This window comes from Rhizobium sp. 268 (assembly GCF_036571585.1).
In the GTDB taxonomy this organism is placed as follows: domain Bacteria; phylum Pseudomonadota; class Alphaproteobacteria; order Rhizobiales; family Rhizobiaceae; genus Rhizobium; species Rhizobium redzepovicii.
Genome location: NZ_JAPPSO010000001.1, coordinates 123,217 through 138,420, shown reverse-complemented (window position 1 = coordinate 138,420; position 15,204 = coordinate 123,217). Strand labels below are relative to the sequence as shown.

Annotated in this window: 16 protein-coding genes and 1 pseudogene; 8 read left to right on the top strand and 9 right to left on the bottom strand. The window is 62.0% G+C overall.

Features of this window, described 5'->3' with window-relative positions:
- Window positions 1-124 precede the first annotated feature (124 nt).
- The 4 genes and pseudogenes from OS035_RS00770 to OS035_RS00755 all read left to right on the top strand — a co-directional run bounded on the left by OS035_RS00770 (window position 125) and on the right by OS035_RS00755 (window position 4,129).
- Complete coding sequence (locus tag OS035_RS00770; protein WP_097627514.1) at window positions 125-673, top strand: HdeD family acid-resistance protein; 549 nt, start codon at window positions 125-127, stop codon at window positions 671-673.
- Between the two features lie 162 nt (window positions 674-835).
- On the top strand, window positions 836-1,078 hold the full coding sequence (locus tag OS035_RS00765) for a ribbon-helix-helix domain-containing protein (RefSeq protein WP_003587881.1): 243 nt from the start codon (window positions 836-838) through the stop codon (window positions 1,076-1,078).
- Between the two features lie 114 nt (window positions 1,079-1,192).
- Window positions 1,193-3,054, top strand: a pseudogene (locus OS035_RS00760) (GGDEF domain-containing protein).
- Window positions 3,055-3,130: 76 nt separating this feature from the next.
- Window positions 3,131-4,129, top strand: a complete 999-nt coding sequence (locus OS035_RS00755) for an NAD(P)H-quinone oxidoreductase (protein WP_331813233.1) — start codon at window positions 3,131-3,133, stop codon at window positions 4,127-4,129.
- 99 nt (window positions 4,130-4,228) lie between these two features.
- On the opposite strand, the gene OS035_RS00750 is transcribed toward OS035_RS00755, so the two are convergent.
- Complete coding sequence (locus tag OS035_RS00750; RefSeq protein WP_331813232.1) at window positions 4,229-5,650, bottom strand: MFS transporter; 1,422 nt, start codon at window positions 5,648-5,650, stop codon at window positions 4,229-4,231.
- A gap of 3 nt (window positions 5,651-5,653) precedes the next feature.
- On the opposite strand from OS035_RS00750, the gene OS035_RS00745 reads away from it, so the two are divergent.
- Window positions 5,654-6,250: a helix-turn-helix transcriptional regulator gene (locus OS035_RS00745; protein ID WP_097627522.1), complete on the top strand. Its 597-nt coding sequence runs from the start codon at window positions 5,654-5,656 to the stop codon at window positions 6,248-6,250.
- Window positions 6,251-6,278: 28 nt separating this feature from the next.
- Here the strand turns inward: OS035_RS00745 and OS035_RS00740 are convergent, their stop codons facing one another.
- Window positions 6,279-7,490, bottom strand: coding sequence for an MFS transporter (locus OS035_RS00740; protein WP_097627524.1), 1,212 nt, complete (start codon window positions 7,488-7,490; stop codon window positions 6,279-6,281).
- A 684-nt stretch (window positions 7,491-8,174) separates the two neighbouring features.
- Between OS035_RS00740 and OS035_RS00735 the strand changes: the two genes are divergently transcribed.
- Window positions 8,175-9,179, top strand: coding sequence for an asparaginase (locus OS035_RS00735; RefSeq protein ID WP_331813231.1), 1,005 nt, complete (start codon window positions 8,175-8,177; stop codon window positions 9,177-9,179).
- 79 nt (window positions 9,180-9,258) lie between these two features.
- Here OS035_RS00735 and OS035_RS00730 read toward each other — a convergent pair whose 3' ends face one another.
- Complete coding sequence (locus OS035_RS00730) at window positions 9,259-10,047, bottom strand: carbon-nitrogen hydrolase family protein (RefSeq protein WP_331813230.1); 789 nt, start codon at window positions 10,045-10,047, stop codon at window positions 9,259-9,261.
- Between the two features lie 110 nt (window positions 10,048-10,157).
- Entirely contained in the window at window positions 10,158-10,913 is a 756-nt protein-coding gene (locus OS035_RS00725; protein WP_097627529.1) for a DeoR/GlpR family DNA-binding transcription regulator, read from the bottom strand.
- Between the two features lie 128 nt (window positions 10,914-11,041).
- On the opposite strand from OS035_RS00725, the gene OS035_RS00720 reads away from it, so the two are divergent.
- Entirely contained in the window at window positions 11,042-11,398 is a 357-nt protein-coding gene (locus OS035_RS00720) for a DUF4406 domain-containing protein (protein ID WP_183777452.1), read from the top strand.
- 286 nt (window positions 11,399-11,684) lie between these two features.
- Window positions 11,685-12,305: a glutathione S-transferase family protein gene (locus OS035_RS00715; RefSeq protein ID WP_097627531.1), complete on the top strand. Its 621-nt coding sequence runs from the start codon at window positions 11,685-11,687 to the stop codon at window positions 12,303-12,305.
- Window positions 12,306-12,350: 45 nt separating this feature from the next.
- Here the strand turns inward: OS035_RS00715 and OS035_RS00710 are convergent, their stop codons facing one another.
- From OS035_RS00710 to OS035_RS00690, 5 genes are all read right to left on the bottom strand, one after another.
- A complete protein-coding gene (locus tag OS035_RS00710) occupies window positions 12,351-12,758 on the bottom strand; it encodes a type II toxin-antitoxin system VapC family toxin (protein WP_097627533.1) in 408 nt (135 codons plus the stop codon).
- A complete protein-coding gene (locus tag OS035_RS00705) occupies window positions 12,758-13,012 on the bottom strand; it encodes a type II toxin-antitoxin system Phd/YefM family antitoxin (protein WP_097627535.1) in 255 nt (84 codons plus the stop codon). Before OS035_RS00705 ends, OS035_RS00710 begins: the two co-directional genes overlap by 1 nt.
- 103 nt (window positions 13,013-13,115) lie before the next feature.
- Window positions 13,116-13,766 (bottom strand): glutathione S-transferase family protein, encoded by a 651-nt coding sequence (locus OS035_RS00700; RefSeq protein WP_097627763.1) that lies wholly within the window; start codon window positions 13,764-13,766, stop codon window positions 13,116-13,118.
- 347 nt (window positions 13,767-14,113) lie between these two features.
- Entirely contained in the window at window positions 14,114-14,488 is a 375-nt protein-coding gene (locus OS035_RS00695) for a phosphodiester glycosidase family protein (RefSeq protein WP_331813228.1), read from the bottom strand.
- Window positions 14,489-14,497: 9 nt separating this feature from the next.
- Window positions 14,498-14,956 (bottom strand): hypothetical protein, encoded by a 459-nt coding sequence (locus OS035_RS00690; protein WP_331813227.1) that lies wholly within the window; start codon window positions 14,954-14,956, stop codon window positions 14,498-14,500.
- Window positions 14,957-15,204 lie beyond the last annotated feature (248 nt).

Below are 15,204 nucleotides of genomic sequence, written 5' to 3'. Positions count from 1 at the left end.
ATTTTCGATAAGGATATTTTTGATTGACTGATCAATCAACAAAAATATTGACCGAATTGATTTCGCGCAGATCTTTTCCGGAGAAACGGGCGCAACATATTCAAAGTTGATCAGGAGGTGTGCCATGACCAGCGTCTTCAACGAAATGCCCGGATCCCCGCTACGGTCGAAATGGGTCTGGTTCCTCGGCCTCGGCGTGCTGCTTCTAATCTGTGGCCTCATCGCTCTTAGCAACCTGCTAATGGCGACCGTCGCTTCGGTCTTTTATGTCGGCATGCTCATGCTGGCGGGTGGCGTCATCTATCTCATCCACGCTTTTCAGGTGCGCCGTTGGGATCAAGTGCTCTTCTGGGCTCTGAGCGGTGTGCTTTACGTGCTTGCCGGCATCTGCGCCTTCATCAATCCTATCTTCACCTCGGCGGCCTTGACTTTGTTTCTGGCCATTGCGCTGCTGGTGGCCGGCATTTTCCGTCTCTGGGTCGGGATGCGGATGCGGCCGCTGAAGGGCTGGCGCTGGATCGCGACCAGCGGCGTCATGACGGCCCTGGCCGGCTTCGTCATCGCGCTGGGCTGGCCGGTGAACAGCCTCTGGATCCTCGGTCTGTTCCTGGCCGTCGATCTCATCATCCAGGGCTCGACCATGATTGCCTTCGGCCTCGGCATGCGCGGCTGAAGCCTTTTTGATACGCCTATTTTGACAAGGGCATGACAGGGGATTAGACTAAAGGGGTATGGACCGATCGCCAAAAGCGGGTGGTCCTGTGTGCGATAGCCGCAAATGGTCATGCGTCCCCCAAAGGCAGGGTTCTGCCTCAATAAAAAAGGGAGGAAGTTCATGCCGATGGTCACCGTTTCCATCTCTCCGCAACAGGCAGCGGGCATCCGCGCCGCCGTCGACACAGGCGGCTATGCCTCGAGCAGCGAGGTCGTCCGCGAGGCGCTCCGCCTCTGGGACACCGCCCGCAAGCTCAACGAATTCCGCGACGATGTCCTCGACGACGAGGGCGCTCCGTCCGGCGGCAGATGCGTCGCCGACATGTTCGCTGATCACGAGGCAGAGCGCCGCCGCTCCGCCTGATTAAGCGCCTGATTGTATTATGAAATTCAAGATGAACGCGGAACGCGTGGTCGTGCCCTGCATCTTTCACAAAACTTTCATATTGGCGAAAGGGTTCATTGATCCTTCCGGGGCATCTTTCTGACCAAGAAGAACAAGTCACAGTGGAGATCAGCCAAATGAAGAGCGGGACTTCCCTGGCTGCCACCGTCGAGCCCGGCGTCCTGCGCCGCTATGCCAGCGACCAGATCGTCACGCTTGCCAAGCTCGTGGTCGAGAACGCCTTTCAGTCGATCGTCGAGGCCGGCACCGGCACGGTGTTCGGTTACGAATCCCTGATGCGCGGCCAGGAGCGTATCGGCTTCGACACCCCGGTCGACATTCTCGACGAGGCCCATCAGGCCGGCCAACTGCTGCAGCTCGAACAGATGCTGGCGAGCCGCGCGCTCGCCAAATTCGCCACCCTGTCGAATTTCTCCACCTCGACGCTGTTCCTCAATCTCGATGTCCGGCTCATCCCGCATGGCGAACGCTTGGTCGAGAGCCTGCTGCAGCACCTGCGGAAGGCCAATATTCCGCCGTCCTCCGTCTGCTTCGAATTCTCCGAACGTTTCGACAACACCAGCGTGCCGGAATTTGCCGCGCTCGTTTCCAAGCTGCGCAAGGCAGGTTTCAAGCTGGCGATCGACGATTTCGGCGTCGGTCACGGCGAGATGAAGCTGCTTTGCGACTATGCCGTCGATTACCTGAAGATCGACCGCCATTTCGTCGCCGAGCTCGACCGCAGCTCCCGCAAGCGCCATCTTTTGAAGAGCATCGTCAACATCGCCCATGTGCTCGGCACCCGCGTCATCGCCGAAGGCATCGAGACCGAGGCCGAATTCATCGCCTGCCGCGAATATGGCGTCGACCTCGTCCAGGGCTGGTTCATCTCCCGCCCGACGACGCATATGTCGGAGCTGGCGCCGTCCTTCCCGCATCTGCAGGAGCTCGGAAAAACCAAGCGAGGCAGCCAATCGCTCGACGAAATCCTCATCCGCAAGCAGATCGAACTCCTGCCGACGGTTTACGAGAACGACAGCATCGACAGCGTCTTCGAACTCTTCCGCCGCAATCCGCGCCAGGCTTTCTTTCCCGTGCTCAACGCCAATAGCGAGCCGCGTGGCATCATTCACGAGCAGCACCTTAAGGAATATATCTACCAGCCCTTCGGCCGCGATCTCTTGAAGAACAAGATGTATGAGCGCAGCATCTCGCATTTCGTCGAAATGGCCCCGATCGTCGGCCTCGACAGCGATGCCGAGCAACTGATGGCGATCTTCGCCAATATGGAAGGCAGCAACTGCCTGATCCTCACCGACAATATGCGTTATGCCGGCGTCGTCTCCGCCGCCTCGCTGATCAAGGTCATCAACGAGAAGCAGCTGAAGACCGCCCAGGATCAGAACCCGCTGACCGGCCTGCCGGGCAATCGCGCCATCCGCGATTTCATGCGCCAGTCCGGCCGCGACGGCGATGAGGTCCGCCATTTCTGCTACTGCGACTTTGATAATTTCAAGCCATTCAACGATGCTTACGGCTTCCATCTCGGCGATCATGCGATCTCGCTGTTTGCCGCGCTGATGCGCCGCTATTTCTTCGCCGAGCGCCATTTTCTCGGCCATGTCGGCGGCGACGATTTCTTCATCGGCGTCGTCGGCTGGACGCAGGAGGAGCTGACCGAGATCCTCGACCGGCTGATCAGCGATTTTCACGACGACGTGCTCGATCTCTATTCCGAAGAGCACCGCGCCGCCGGCCGAATCCTCGGACACGATCGCGCCGGCGTCGAGGCGCTGTTTCCGCTGATGCGCTGCTCGATCGGCGTCATCGAACTGCCGAAAGGCCTGGTCATCGACGATATCAACCGCGTCAGCGCTGAGATCGCCGTCATCAAGTCGGCCGCCAAGGAGAGCGACGAAGGTCTCGTCTTTCACTTGCTGGGCGAGGCGAATTGACGCCCTTGCCACATCAAGCCTTCCCAAGCCCGCGGGGCTGACTTATTTCCTGGTTCCGATCAGGGAGGGTCGCGCCATGTCACTGCCCCAGGAAATGCGTTTCATCGATCTCAAGTCCTTCGGCGCCCCGGAGGTGATGACGATCGGCAGACGCCCGCTGCCGGTGCCCGGTGAGGGGCAGGTTCTCGTGCGCGCCGAGGCGATCGGCGTCAACCGCCCCGATGTCGCCCAGCGCCAGGGCAGCTATCCCGCGCCCAGGGATGCAAGCCCGATCCTTGGCCTGGAACTGTCAGGCGAAATCGTTGAGATTGGCCCTGGCGTTAGCGGCTACGGCGTCGGCGACAAGATCTGCGGCCTCGCTAATGGCGGCGCCTATGCCGAATATTGCCTGCTGCCGGCCGGCCAGATCCTGCCCTTTCCCAAGGGTTATGACGCGGTGAAGGCCGCGGCCCTTCCCGAAACCTTCTTCACCGTCTGGGCCAATCTCTTCCAGATGGCCGGGCTGACCGAAGGCGAGACCGTGCTGATCCATGGCGGCTCCAGCGGCATCGGCACGACGGCGATCCAGCTCGCCCGCGCTTTCGGCGCCGAGGTCTATGCGACGGCCGGTTCAAGCGAGAAATGCGCGGCCTGCGAAAGGCTCGGCGCCAAACGTGCGATCAACTACAGACGCGAGGATTTCGCCGAGGTGATCAAGACCGAGACCGGCCAGGGCGTCGATTTCATTCTCGATATGATCGGCGCCGCCTATTTCGAGCGCAACCTCGCCTCGCTCGGAAAAGACGGCTGCCTGTCGATCATCGCCTTCCTCGGCGGGGCTGTTGCCGAAAAGGTCAATCTGTCGCCGATCATGGTCAAGCGCCTGACGGTCACCGGTTCCACCATGCGCCCGCGCACGGCGGAGGAAAAACGCGCCATTCGCGACGATCTGCTCTCCGAGGTCTGGCCGCTTTTGGACGCCGGCACCATCGCCCCCGTCATCCACAAGGTCTTCGCCTTCGAAGAGGTCGTCGCAGCCCATCGGCTGATGGAAGACGGCAGCCATGTTGGTAAGATCATGCTCAGCGTCGGCTAGAGCATGATGCCGAAAAGTGTGAGCGGTTTTCTCATGATATCATGCTCTAACTCTTTAATTTAGAACAGGATTCAGATTTTGGGCCAACCGGGCCTAAAATCATCCTGTTCTAAGTGACAGTGACACGCCGATGGCGAGAACGCCGGGCAGCGCAATCAGCAGATAGAGCCAGTAGGCTGCCGACAGCGCCCCGGCAACGCCGCCCGGATCGACGAGGCCGGCGCCATTGGCGATGACGCCGGCAAAGGCAGCACCGAAAGCGCCGCCGAGCGAACTCATCGTCGGGATCGCCGCCGAAGCCTTGTCCAGTTCGCTGTCGGCGACGAGCGTCAGAACCATGGCGACGAGATGCGTCCAGCCGAGCCCGACGCCGAAGCCCATCATGAACATGCCGACTGCCGCCGGCACGATGAAGAGCATATGCGCCTGCGGATTGTCGCGCACGAGAAAGACCGCCAGCGAAATGGTCGCCGCCGCCTCGATGAGCGCGCCGGCAACGATCGCCGCCTGCGCGCGACCGCCGGTCAGCGAGCCGCTGAGGAAAGCCGAAAACGTCCAGCCGAGGGCGACAAGTGCCACCAGATAACCTGAAACAAGCGGCGTCACCCCGTGCAGCACCTGCAGGAAATAGGGAATGAATACGTCGCTGACGAGCACGACGGTCATGGCCAGCATCGTCAGGTAGACACGCGCAATCGGCCTGGAAAGGCTGACCGCGCCGGAGGGCAGCAGCCGGTTCGGGCTTCGACTTTCGATGAGGAGCATGCCGCCGACCGCAGCGATCGATGCCGCGATCAGGCCAATTTTCGCGGCCGTCACCTCGATCGTCCCGGCGGTGCCGACCATCAGCACGGCGCCGAGCAGCAGCCCGATCTGGGCAATCGGCGTTTTCGCCTGCTCGCGGTCGTCTTCGACCTCGGGCAACAGCCGCGGCGCCAGAACCGCCATCACCAGGCCGAGCGGCATCAGCACGATGAAGGCGTAGCGCCAGTTGCTGCCGGCGGAGAAAAAGCCGCCAAGCGTCGGCCCGATAACGGTCGCCACACCCCAGATCGCCGCATAGAGCGTCGACGCCTTTGTCCATAACGGCTCGGGATAGACGAAGCGGATGAAGGCATAGCCAAGCGCGGCAAGCGCTCCGGTACCGAGACCCTGCACCGCGCGTCCGACCAGCACCACCGGCATGGACGGCGCGGCTGCGGCGATCAGGCTGCCGACGCCGAAGACCAGCGCGGCGATCACATAGATGGCGCGAAGCCCGATCCCCCGCGGGCGCATGGCGACGAAAATCGAGCCGAGCACGGCGGCGGCGACGAACAGGCTGGTGACCCAGGAAAACAGCGCCAGCCCGCCGATATCACGCACGATCGAAGGCGCGATGGTCGCCGTGATGTAGCTCTCGACCGCGTAAAGCATAACGCCGCCGGCAAGCATCAACGTTGCCGGCAGGTGCTCGGGCAGGAAGAGGCGCAGGAGGGAGCTGGTGGCGGGGATGGCCGCAGTCTGGTCGATATTGGACATGGAATGACCCTGATAAAGACCGACGGCCCGCAGCTTGGCGCCGCGATCGGTGATGTGCTTGGCATATCGGGCGAGGCCGCCCGTCAGCAGCTCGCCAAGCTGGCGGAACAGGGGCTGGTGGAGCCGGTCACCGTCGGCGCCACGGGCAGGGGCCGGCCGCGTCAGCTCTGGCACCTGACTGCCGCGGGCAACCGCCAATTCCCGGACGGTCATGCCGAACTGACGGCAAACCTGCTCGGCACGCTGGTCGAACAGCTCGGACCCGCGGCCCTCGACACTGTCATCTCGGCCCGCGAGGCCGAGGCGCTGCAGCGCTATCGGCTGGAATTGCAAAATGCCGGCGACCTTGCCGCGCGTGTCGAAGGTCTTGCCGCCATCCGCACCCGCGAGGGCTATATGGCCGATCACTGGCAGGAGGCGGATGGCTCCTTCATGCTGGTCGAAAACCACTGCCCGATCTGCGCGGCGGCCACCGCCTGCGCCGGCTTCTGCCGCTCCGAACTCGAAACCTTCCGTGCTGCACTCGGCGCCGAGGTCGAGCGCAGCGAACACATCCTCTTGGGCGCCCGCCGCTGCGCCTATCGCATCACGCCGCGTTGAGGCGGAGCACGCGCAGGCAGCTCGCGCTTCAGGCCGGCTGCCGCGCCTGCCGCCTGGCGCTTTCGAGATAAAGCAGGACACCGATCGACGCGAAGCCTGCGGCCGCGCCGACAAAGGCGGTGCCGGAATAGTCGCTGACCGATGTGCCGAAGGCGAAGAGCCCGGCGGCGATGCCGGTGCCGATGAAGGTGTTGAGCGAGATCAGCGAGGTTCCGAGCCCCGGCCGGTCTGCGATCAGGTCCTGCAGATAAGTGATCGGCACGCTGAGGATTGCCGCCGCCCCGCAGGCGTTGAGGAGGAGCAGCGCATAGATGTGCCAGGGCGCTGAGGCAAATCCGAGCAGCAGCAGATAGGCACAGTAGATCAGCGCGCCGAAGGCCAGGACATGCACGGTGCGGAACCGCCGCTGCGCCATGCCCCACATCATCATGAACGGCATTTCGAGAAAGGCCGTCAGCCCGGCGATGAAGCCGACATCGACCACGCTTCCATCAGCCGCATGGGTGATGATCAGCGGCAGCAGCATGCTGTTTAATCGCTGCAGCCCGAAGAGCAGCGCCATGACGATGACGCGCACAAGCACATAGGGCATGAAAATCCGCTTCAGCGATGCGAGGAAGCCGGGCTGATCGGGGGAGGGACCGGCCGTGCCGTTTCCAGGCGCGAAGAAGAAATATAGGCAGAAACAGGTGCAGCTTGCCAGGGCGGCGATCCCGTAAGCCGGCGTCATCGACGGCGAATTGACGAGATAAAGGCCGATCATCCCCGGCGCCACCGCCCACGAGCCGGAAAACAGCGCCCGCACCGTTGCGGTGATCCCCGCCGCCTGGCCGCGATCCATCTGGTTGGTCCTGGCACGCAGGCTGGCAAAGAGCAGCGAATAGGTGGAGTTGCTCATCGGCACCAGCAACAGTGTCGAGACGATGAAGACGGCAGGGCTGTGAAAGATCGCGATCGACCCGAAGCCGAGCATGCCGGCCACCGAAAGCCCCAGCACCAGCGGCCGCCGCTCTTTCAGCCTGTCCGACCAGATGCCGAGCGTCAGGCTGGTTGTGACGTTGACGATCGCCGAGAAGAAGATCAGCGCCGAATAGGTGCCGTTGCTCAAGTTCAGTTCGTTGATCCCGATGATCGACTGATAGGGCGCGGTCGAAGCATAGGTGAAGGCGAGCGCCACAAGCGTCACGGCCGGGATACGGATCCGTTTGTCGCGCAGGATCAAGGAGAGGGTGGATGACATGGGACGGTTCCTGATGCATCACCTTTAGCGGGAAGGGACACATCAGGAAAACGATAGTTTTCGATCGTCGCGGTCAATTTTTGTGATGTTTGTCTGCGTCAGGTCTGCGCTGTCAAACTGGAAAGTTAGAAATCGATTTGGCCCAAGGGCAGAACGTTACCGAGGAAACCGACCAGAACTGACGCAATCGATATCAAGACCAACCCCAGAAGCGCTCCAAGGATGACTCCAACGCTCGTCCTCGTGGGCCGGCGCGCCAGCCAGCACGCCAGGCAGAGAGAGACGACCGTGAAAAATACCCAGGCCGGATTGCAAAACAATTCCTTCGATGCGAACTGGGTTGCAAGATAGTGTGCCGATACGCCTAACCTCAAGGTCTGCTTTTCACAGGAGGCGGACAAAGCTGGCGCTCCCCGAGCAGCCTCATCAACAACGACCGGCGGCGGGCGCAATTATCCCCCTGATCCGCCCCGCATTGCGGTTCTTGCTGCAGAAGCCCACCCCACACTCCGTCCTCCTCGGGCTTGATCCGAGGATCCATGCTGCCACCGCTGGTGGGTGCGGGTGCGGGTGTGGATGCTCGGCTCAAGGCCGAGCATGACGGAGGGTGGGCCAAACCCCGTTGGCTTTCGCGCCGCGACGCGTTATGCCTGCGGCATCCCGCCAGCATCCGGATGAGAGCTCATGACCAATCCCGTCACCGTCGAAGTTACCCGTGGCCTGCTCGTCGAAAGCCGCCATCGTGGTTCGGTGGCTGTCGTCGATGGTGACGGCAAGCTCGTCTTCTCGCTCGGCGATATCGAAGCCGCCGTTTTCCCGCGTTCGGCCTGCAAGGCGATGCAGGCGCTGCCGCTGATCGAGAGCGGCGCGGCCGATGCCTATGGTTTTGGCGATAAGGAATTGGCGCTCGCATGTGCTTCGCATAATGGCGAGGACGAGCATGTGGCGCTTGCCGCCTCCATGCTGTCGCGGGCCGGCCGCAATGCCGAGGCGCTGGAATGCGGCGCCCATTGGTCGATGAGCCAGAAGGTCCTGATCCAGCAGGCCCGTGCGCTCGATGCGCCGACTGCGCTGCACAACAATTGCTCGGGAAAACATGCCGGCTTCGCCTGCTGCCATCAGGATATCGAACCGACGGGTTATGTCGGCTATGAGCACCCGCTGCAGGTCGAGATCCGCGCGGCGATAGAAAGCCTGACCGGCGCCGTGCTCGGTGCCGAGAGCTGCGGCACCGACGGCTGCTCGATTCCGACTTATGCCGTGCCGCTCAAGAGCCTTGCCCACGGCTTTGCAAAAATGGCGACGGGCGTCGGCTTGGAACCTTTGCGCGCCAAGGCATCCCGCCGGCTGATCGAGGCTTGCATGGCCGAGCCCTTCTATGTCGCCGGTACCGGTCGCGCCTGCACGGAATTGATGCAGCTCGCCCCCGGCCGCATTTTCGCCAAGACAGGCGCCGAGGGCGTCTTCTGCGCCGCGATCCCGGAAAAGGGCATCGCCATCGCCCTGAAATGCGACGATGGCGCCACCCGCGCCGCCGAAGCCACGGTGGCGGCGACACTTGCCCGTTTCTTCGAGACGGAAAGCGAAGTGCACGCCGCCCTGACGGCCTTTGCCGCAACCTCGATGCGCAATTGGAATGGCATCCATGTCGGCGATATCAGAGTCACGTCCGTGCTGACTGGAAAATAAACGAGCCAATACCTTTATCAGGAAGTATTTAGCGGTTCGGAGATAACGGAACCCAGCAATGGGACGGCGTCAACACAGGTCATCGGGCTCGTCGGAACCACTCTCGCTTCTGAACAGTCCTGATCTCATTGATATCGAAGTCTACTATGACCAATTCCTGCTGCTTGCCGCCCATAATAAGAACCTTGCCTAGCGGATCGACGGCGAAAGAACGACCGTCGTCTTTCGGTACCGGATAATTGGCCACGGCTATCCCCACGACGGACTGGAAGGCCAGTGCTCGCACCCCCGCCACGCGCACGTCACCTACGCTTGGATCGTCCACGAGTGGGCAGCTGTTTGGAACGAGAATAATCTCCGCGCCGTTCCGAACGAGATCCGATGCTACATCGGGAAACTCCCGATCCATACAAATCATTATGCCGATCGCAACCTCGCCCGCTTTTGTCTTCAGCTTTGCCACTCTTGAGCCATCGCCTGGGGCGCAAGCCTCTTCCGGGACGTCGAAAAAGCAAATGTGTCGCTTGCGCTGATGGAGGATGATTTCGCCGCTGTCATTGATCACTACGGCCGCGTTGAAAGGTTTTGCCTCTCCGTACTCAAGGAACGTTGCCACGATCGCGAGACCATTATTGCGCGCAGCTTGTCGAAATCTATCCAGATAGGGACCATCAAGCGGTATTGCCGCGTCGATCCAAGCCTGCCGGGACGCCGCATTCTCGGAATCAAAGCGACTGTACCCGTTTGAGAACATCTCCGGAAATAAGATGATGGCGGCACCTTCAGCCGCAGCAGATGCGCAAACCTCATCGATATTTACGTCGCTCATCATCTGCGCCAGCGCGATTCGAAGGGAAATGCTTGTCAAATTCTGTTCCTCCTCATGCATGGGCCGTGCCATCGTCCTCGTGAGGTCGAAGGTTAGGCAGTCTGATCCCACACGTCAAACTGGCATGCGTCCCCGGTTTCCCCGGCCGATCAAGCCGCGGCGATCGTGCTGTTGAGATCGCGATAGGGTTTCAGCCGCTCGGCCGGCATTTCCGCCGGCACGATCAGCCCCGCCACCTCAGAAATTCCAAGCACCGGGCAGGGCGAGACGAGGTCGAACTTCTCCTCCGTCAGCAGCACATGCGTTTCGGCCGAGCAGCGGGCGATATGGCGTTTGATCGCCGCTTCCTCGAAGTCGCCGGTGGAAAGCCCGTGCACCGGATGGGCGGCCGTCACGCCGAGGAAGAACAGGTCGGGGCGCAGTTGCGAGATCGCCGCCGCCGCCGCCGCGCCTGTCGCCACCATCGAATGTTTGTAGAGCCGCCCGCCGGCAAGGATCACCTCCGCCGTCGGGTGGTGCTCGAGTTCGGCGGCGATCGTCGGGCTGTGGGTCGCAACCGTCAGCGGCGTGTCGCGCGGCAAGTGTCGGGCGATCTCAGCCGTGGTTGTGCCGCCATCGAGAAAGATCAACTGACCGGGCTTGACCATCGCCGCCGCAGCAGCCCCGAGCCGCGCCTTGATCTCCGACGAGACGCTGCGCCGCGCGGTAAAATCGGGCAGATCGGGCGCCAACGGCATTGCGCCCCCATGCACCCGTTTCAACAGCCCCTCCGCCGCCATTTCGCGGAGATCGCGCCGGATTGTGTCTTCCGAAAGGGAAAAATCCTCGGCGACACGCTTGGCGACCACCTGGCCGTCACGGCGCAATATGTCGAGGATGAGGGTTTTGCGTTGTGACGTCAGCATAGGCTCTCTGCACGAAATTAAACACATTCGCCCGATATTGCACGAAAAGACTCGACATTCAAGAAATCTCGTGCATTTTCACGAAATCCCGTGCATGACGCCGGGAATGCTCAGCGATAGAGTGGATGATGTTGATATTGATTGCCGGGCCTTATAGGTCGGGAACGGGCGACGACCCGGAAAAGATGGCCGCCAACCTGGAGCGGCTGGAGGAACCCTCGCCCGCACTGTTCGCCGCCGGCCATGTGCCGATGATCGGCGAATGGGTGGCTCTGCCGATCTGGCACGCCGCCGGCGGCAAGTCGGTCGGCGATGCGCTCTACGAAGAGATCTTCCACCCTGTCGCCGGCCGGCTGCTGCAGCTCTGCGACGGCGTGCTGCGGCTGCCGGGCGACTCCAAGGGGGCGGATAACGACGTGCGCATCGCCAGGGAGCGCGGCATTCCGGTCTGGCACCGGCTGGAGGACGTGCCGGGCTGCGGCTGAGCGGCGAGTTTGTCCTGGCAAGATGCCCCTCACCCTAACCCTTGCCGGGGTCGAGCCGCTGGTCTCGACCCGTCCTGCGAACCCCCGTAAACGGGGCGAGGGGACGTGCCTTACGAGAGGTCTGCGAGGAATTGAGAGGGTGCGGCATATCTCTCCCCGTCAGAACGGGGAGAAGGTGCCGGCAGGCGGATGAGGGGCGGCCCGACGCAGAGACAAAACCCAATCTCCCCAGTTCCGGCGCACCCATCCCTGCGCTATATCACGTGCCGAAAGGGAGTGGCCCATTATGCTGACATTGTACTACGCGCCGGGAACCTGCGCGCTCGCAAGCCTGATCGCCCTGGAGGAATCCGGCCTCGCCTTCGAAACAAGGAAGCTCAGCTTCGCCAATGGCGAGCAACGCTCGCCGGATTATCTGCAGATCAACCCGAAGGGCCGGGTGCCTGCGCTGGTCACCGATCGCGGCGTGCTGACGGAAACGCCGGCGATCCTCGGCTTTGTCGCGGAAAGTGCGCCGGCCGCCAAGCTGGCGCCGCTCGGGGATGCTTTCGACATGGCGCGGCTGCAATCCTTCAACTGCTATCTCTGCTCGACCGTGCATGTGAACCATGCCCATCGCCCGCGCGGCTCCCGCTGGGCCGACGATCAGGCGGCACTCGAGGCGATGAAGGCCAAGGTGCCTGAGAATATGGCCGGTTGTTTCACCCTGATCGAAGAGACGATGTTCAAAGGCCCGTGGGTGATGGGCGAGAGCTATTCGATCGCCGATCCCTATCTTTTCGTCATGACAGATTGGCTGCCGTCCGACGGCGTCGATCCCGCCCGCTTCGTCGACGTGAGCGACCATCACGCCCGCATGCTGCAGCGCCCCGCCGTCCAACGGGCGCTGGCCTACGATCGCGGCTGATAGGCTGCATGATCGCCGCGGCCTGCGGGGCAGGCGCAGCGGAGCTCATGCCGACATCTCCCAAGGATTGATCACCGAGGCCCCGGTGTCGGCGAAGTCACTGACGTTGCGGGTGACGACGATCAGGTCATGGACGATCGCGGTCGCGGCGATCAGCCCGTCAATATCGCCGCGTGGCCGGATCGCGGCGATGCGACCCCATTCCACGGCGATCTGATCGGTTACCGGCAGGATGCGGGCGCCGTGATCATGACGCAGCTTGCGCAGCCACTCCGTGAGGTGCGCCGCAGCCTTCGGGTCCGACCTCTGTTTGAGCGCAATGCCGCGCATGATCTCGCCAAGGGTCAGCGCGCTCAGGTGTATGCTCAGCGGATCGACGGAGCGCAGCCAGGAAATCGCCTGCGATGTGCCGCGCCGCGCCTCCGAAACGATATTGGTATCGACCAGATACATCAGAAGGTCACGTCGCGGCTTGGGCTCGCAGCGCGTGCTTCCACCGTATTGGCAAGCTCATCGTCCCAGGCCGGGCCGCCAAGCAGGTCGTCGACCAGTGTCGGCCGGCCGGCGCGCAAGGCGTCGTAGTCGCGGGCGGACAGCACGACGGCCGTTCGCTCGCCCCGGAGCGTGACCACCTGCGGGCCTTCATCACGCGCCTTCTGCACCACTTTCGAAAACTTGTTCTTGGCCTCCTGCAACTGCCATTCCATTATTTGCCTCCTGGCTAGACTGTCTAGATATTTAAGCATGGAAAGACGCAGGGTCAATGGGTAGCAGCAGCATCCATCGGATGAAGATGGTAAGGGGCCCTTGTCACACGGCCGATGCGGCGGTGAACACCGCCAACTGGGCCGCGAAAGCACGCTGATAGGCCGGCCGGGCTTCGCCGCGGGCGACATAGGCGGCAAGGTTTGGATATTCCTCCAAGAGACCTGATGCTTGCGCCCTGAGCAGCACCGTCACCATCAGCAAGTCGCCGGCGCTGAACGCGCCATCGAGCCAGTCGGCATCGCCAAGGCGAGCGGAAAGGCTCCCCAGCCGTTTGCGGATGCTGTCCTCAAGCGCATGCAGGCGCTGCTCGTACCAGGGTTCGTCGCGCTCGAGGATGGTGGCGAGGCTGCGCTCGAAGATCGGCGGCTCCACCGTGTTCAGCGCAGCAAACATCCACGTGACCGCGCGCGCCCGGGCATTCGTATCCGCAGGCAGCAGGCCCGCATGGCGCTCGGCGATATGGAACACGATCGCACCGGACTCGAACAGAGTAAGATCGCCTTCTTCATAGGTCGGAATCTGCCCGAAAGGATGAAGTGCCAGATGCGCGGGCTCCTTCATCGTCTTGAACGAAACGAGACGAACCTCGTAAGGCTGGCCCGCTTCTTCGAGTGCCCAGCGAACGCGCATGTCGCGCGCCAGACCCCGGCCGCGATCGGGCGAGCGTTCAAAGGCGGTAATGGTAATCGTCATCGCTTCCTCCATATGATTATCCTTAGATCGATGCGATGTAAGGCGTTGTGCAATGGCTTGAAGACGGCCGGCGAAATGAGATTCCGACACCGATGCTCGCGATAATCCTCGCTGGCCTTGCGACGATCGCCAGATCCCGACCTACTTCCGCTCGACCGTCAGCACCATCGGCATGGCCCAATTGGCCTCGGAAATCGGCCAGCGGAGCAGGCTTACTTTGTTATCGTCCGCCTGAGACTCCCATCTTGCGTAGAATTTTTGCCGATAGCCATCCAGCCGAACGCTCCGGCAGGCGACGGGACCGCCATCAAGATTAAGCGCGACCTTGAGATTGAGCGGCGAGGTCTTCAGAAACTCTCCAACCGGTCGAGGGAAAAGAACGCTTCCTTTGTCGTCCCGATGACGACACGCCCCAAGTCGTCTTTGGCGACAAACGTACGGTTGGCGAGCCAGCGGCTTTTCACATTCACATGCGTCTGCCCGTCGTCGCCGATCAGGAGCGGATAGGAGACCATGGCGTTCGACGCGCCGGCAAAGGCTGTCTGCCAATCTTGATGCGTCAGGTCGCGGATCTCGGCAGTGTCTTTGCCGGCAATGAAGGCGCCGGCCCTCGCGTCATATTGCTGAGGACCCATCGCAATGCCTTCGCTGATGAAAGGCGTATCGGGCCTGCCATGTTTGTCGAAATAGCTGCCGTTCACGATCAGCGCGGCGTTAGGCAAAACCTTCTCTCATTCGTCGATGCCGGTATCGCCAGCAGCCGCGTTACGGGTGACGAATCGAAAGCGGGCCGGGTCAATTCGGCTGAGCAAGATCCGGTCGACTTCGCGGCCATCGGCAAGAACCGGTAGTTCCGCCACCTCGAAGCCCGTCTCCGGCTCTTGCCAGACCAGCGGCCCGGGCAAAACGGCCGGGATGACCGGGCGCAACGCCAACTGCACGGAGGCGGAAAGGCGCTCGTCGTCAGGTTTTATGTCGATCCAATAGGTTCCACCGCGCCGCAAGACGGTGTTGAAACCGTAAGCACCCGCGACCTGCCAGAGCCAGCCGGCGCTGACGACAATGGCGACCGTTAAAATTGCGAGGAGTCCCAACAGGATTTTTCGAATTGCTGGCACTGAAATTCTCTTTGCTGAAACAGATAGGGCTCCGACGCCGGGTTGGCGTGGTCGCGCGAATGCAGGCGACAAGTAGGGTTTTTTCTACGGCGGAAGCGCTGCCCGCTCTGTCGAATCAGCCCTTCAGCCTGCCAGGGCCAGTTCTCCGTAACGGCTGGACAAAGAGGCCGGCGAGCTTCAATATCGATCCGCATCCGCTCATTCCGGGGTCAGGCCCGAAGAGGAGAACGCCTTTGTATGCCGTCGCAAAATATTCAGAACGCACCGGCCGAGGCGGAAGGACGAGACGCGGCTCGAATTCAATCGAGGGCTAGTCTTGC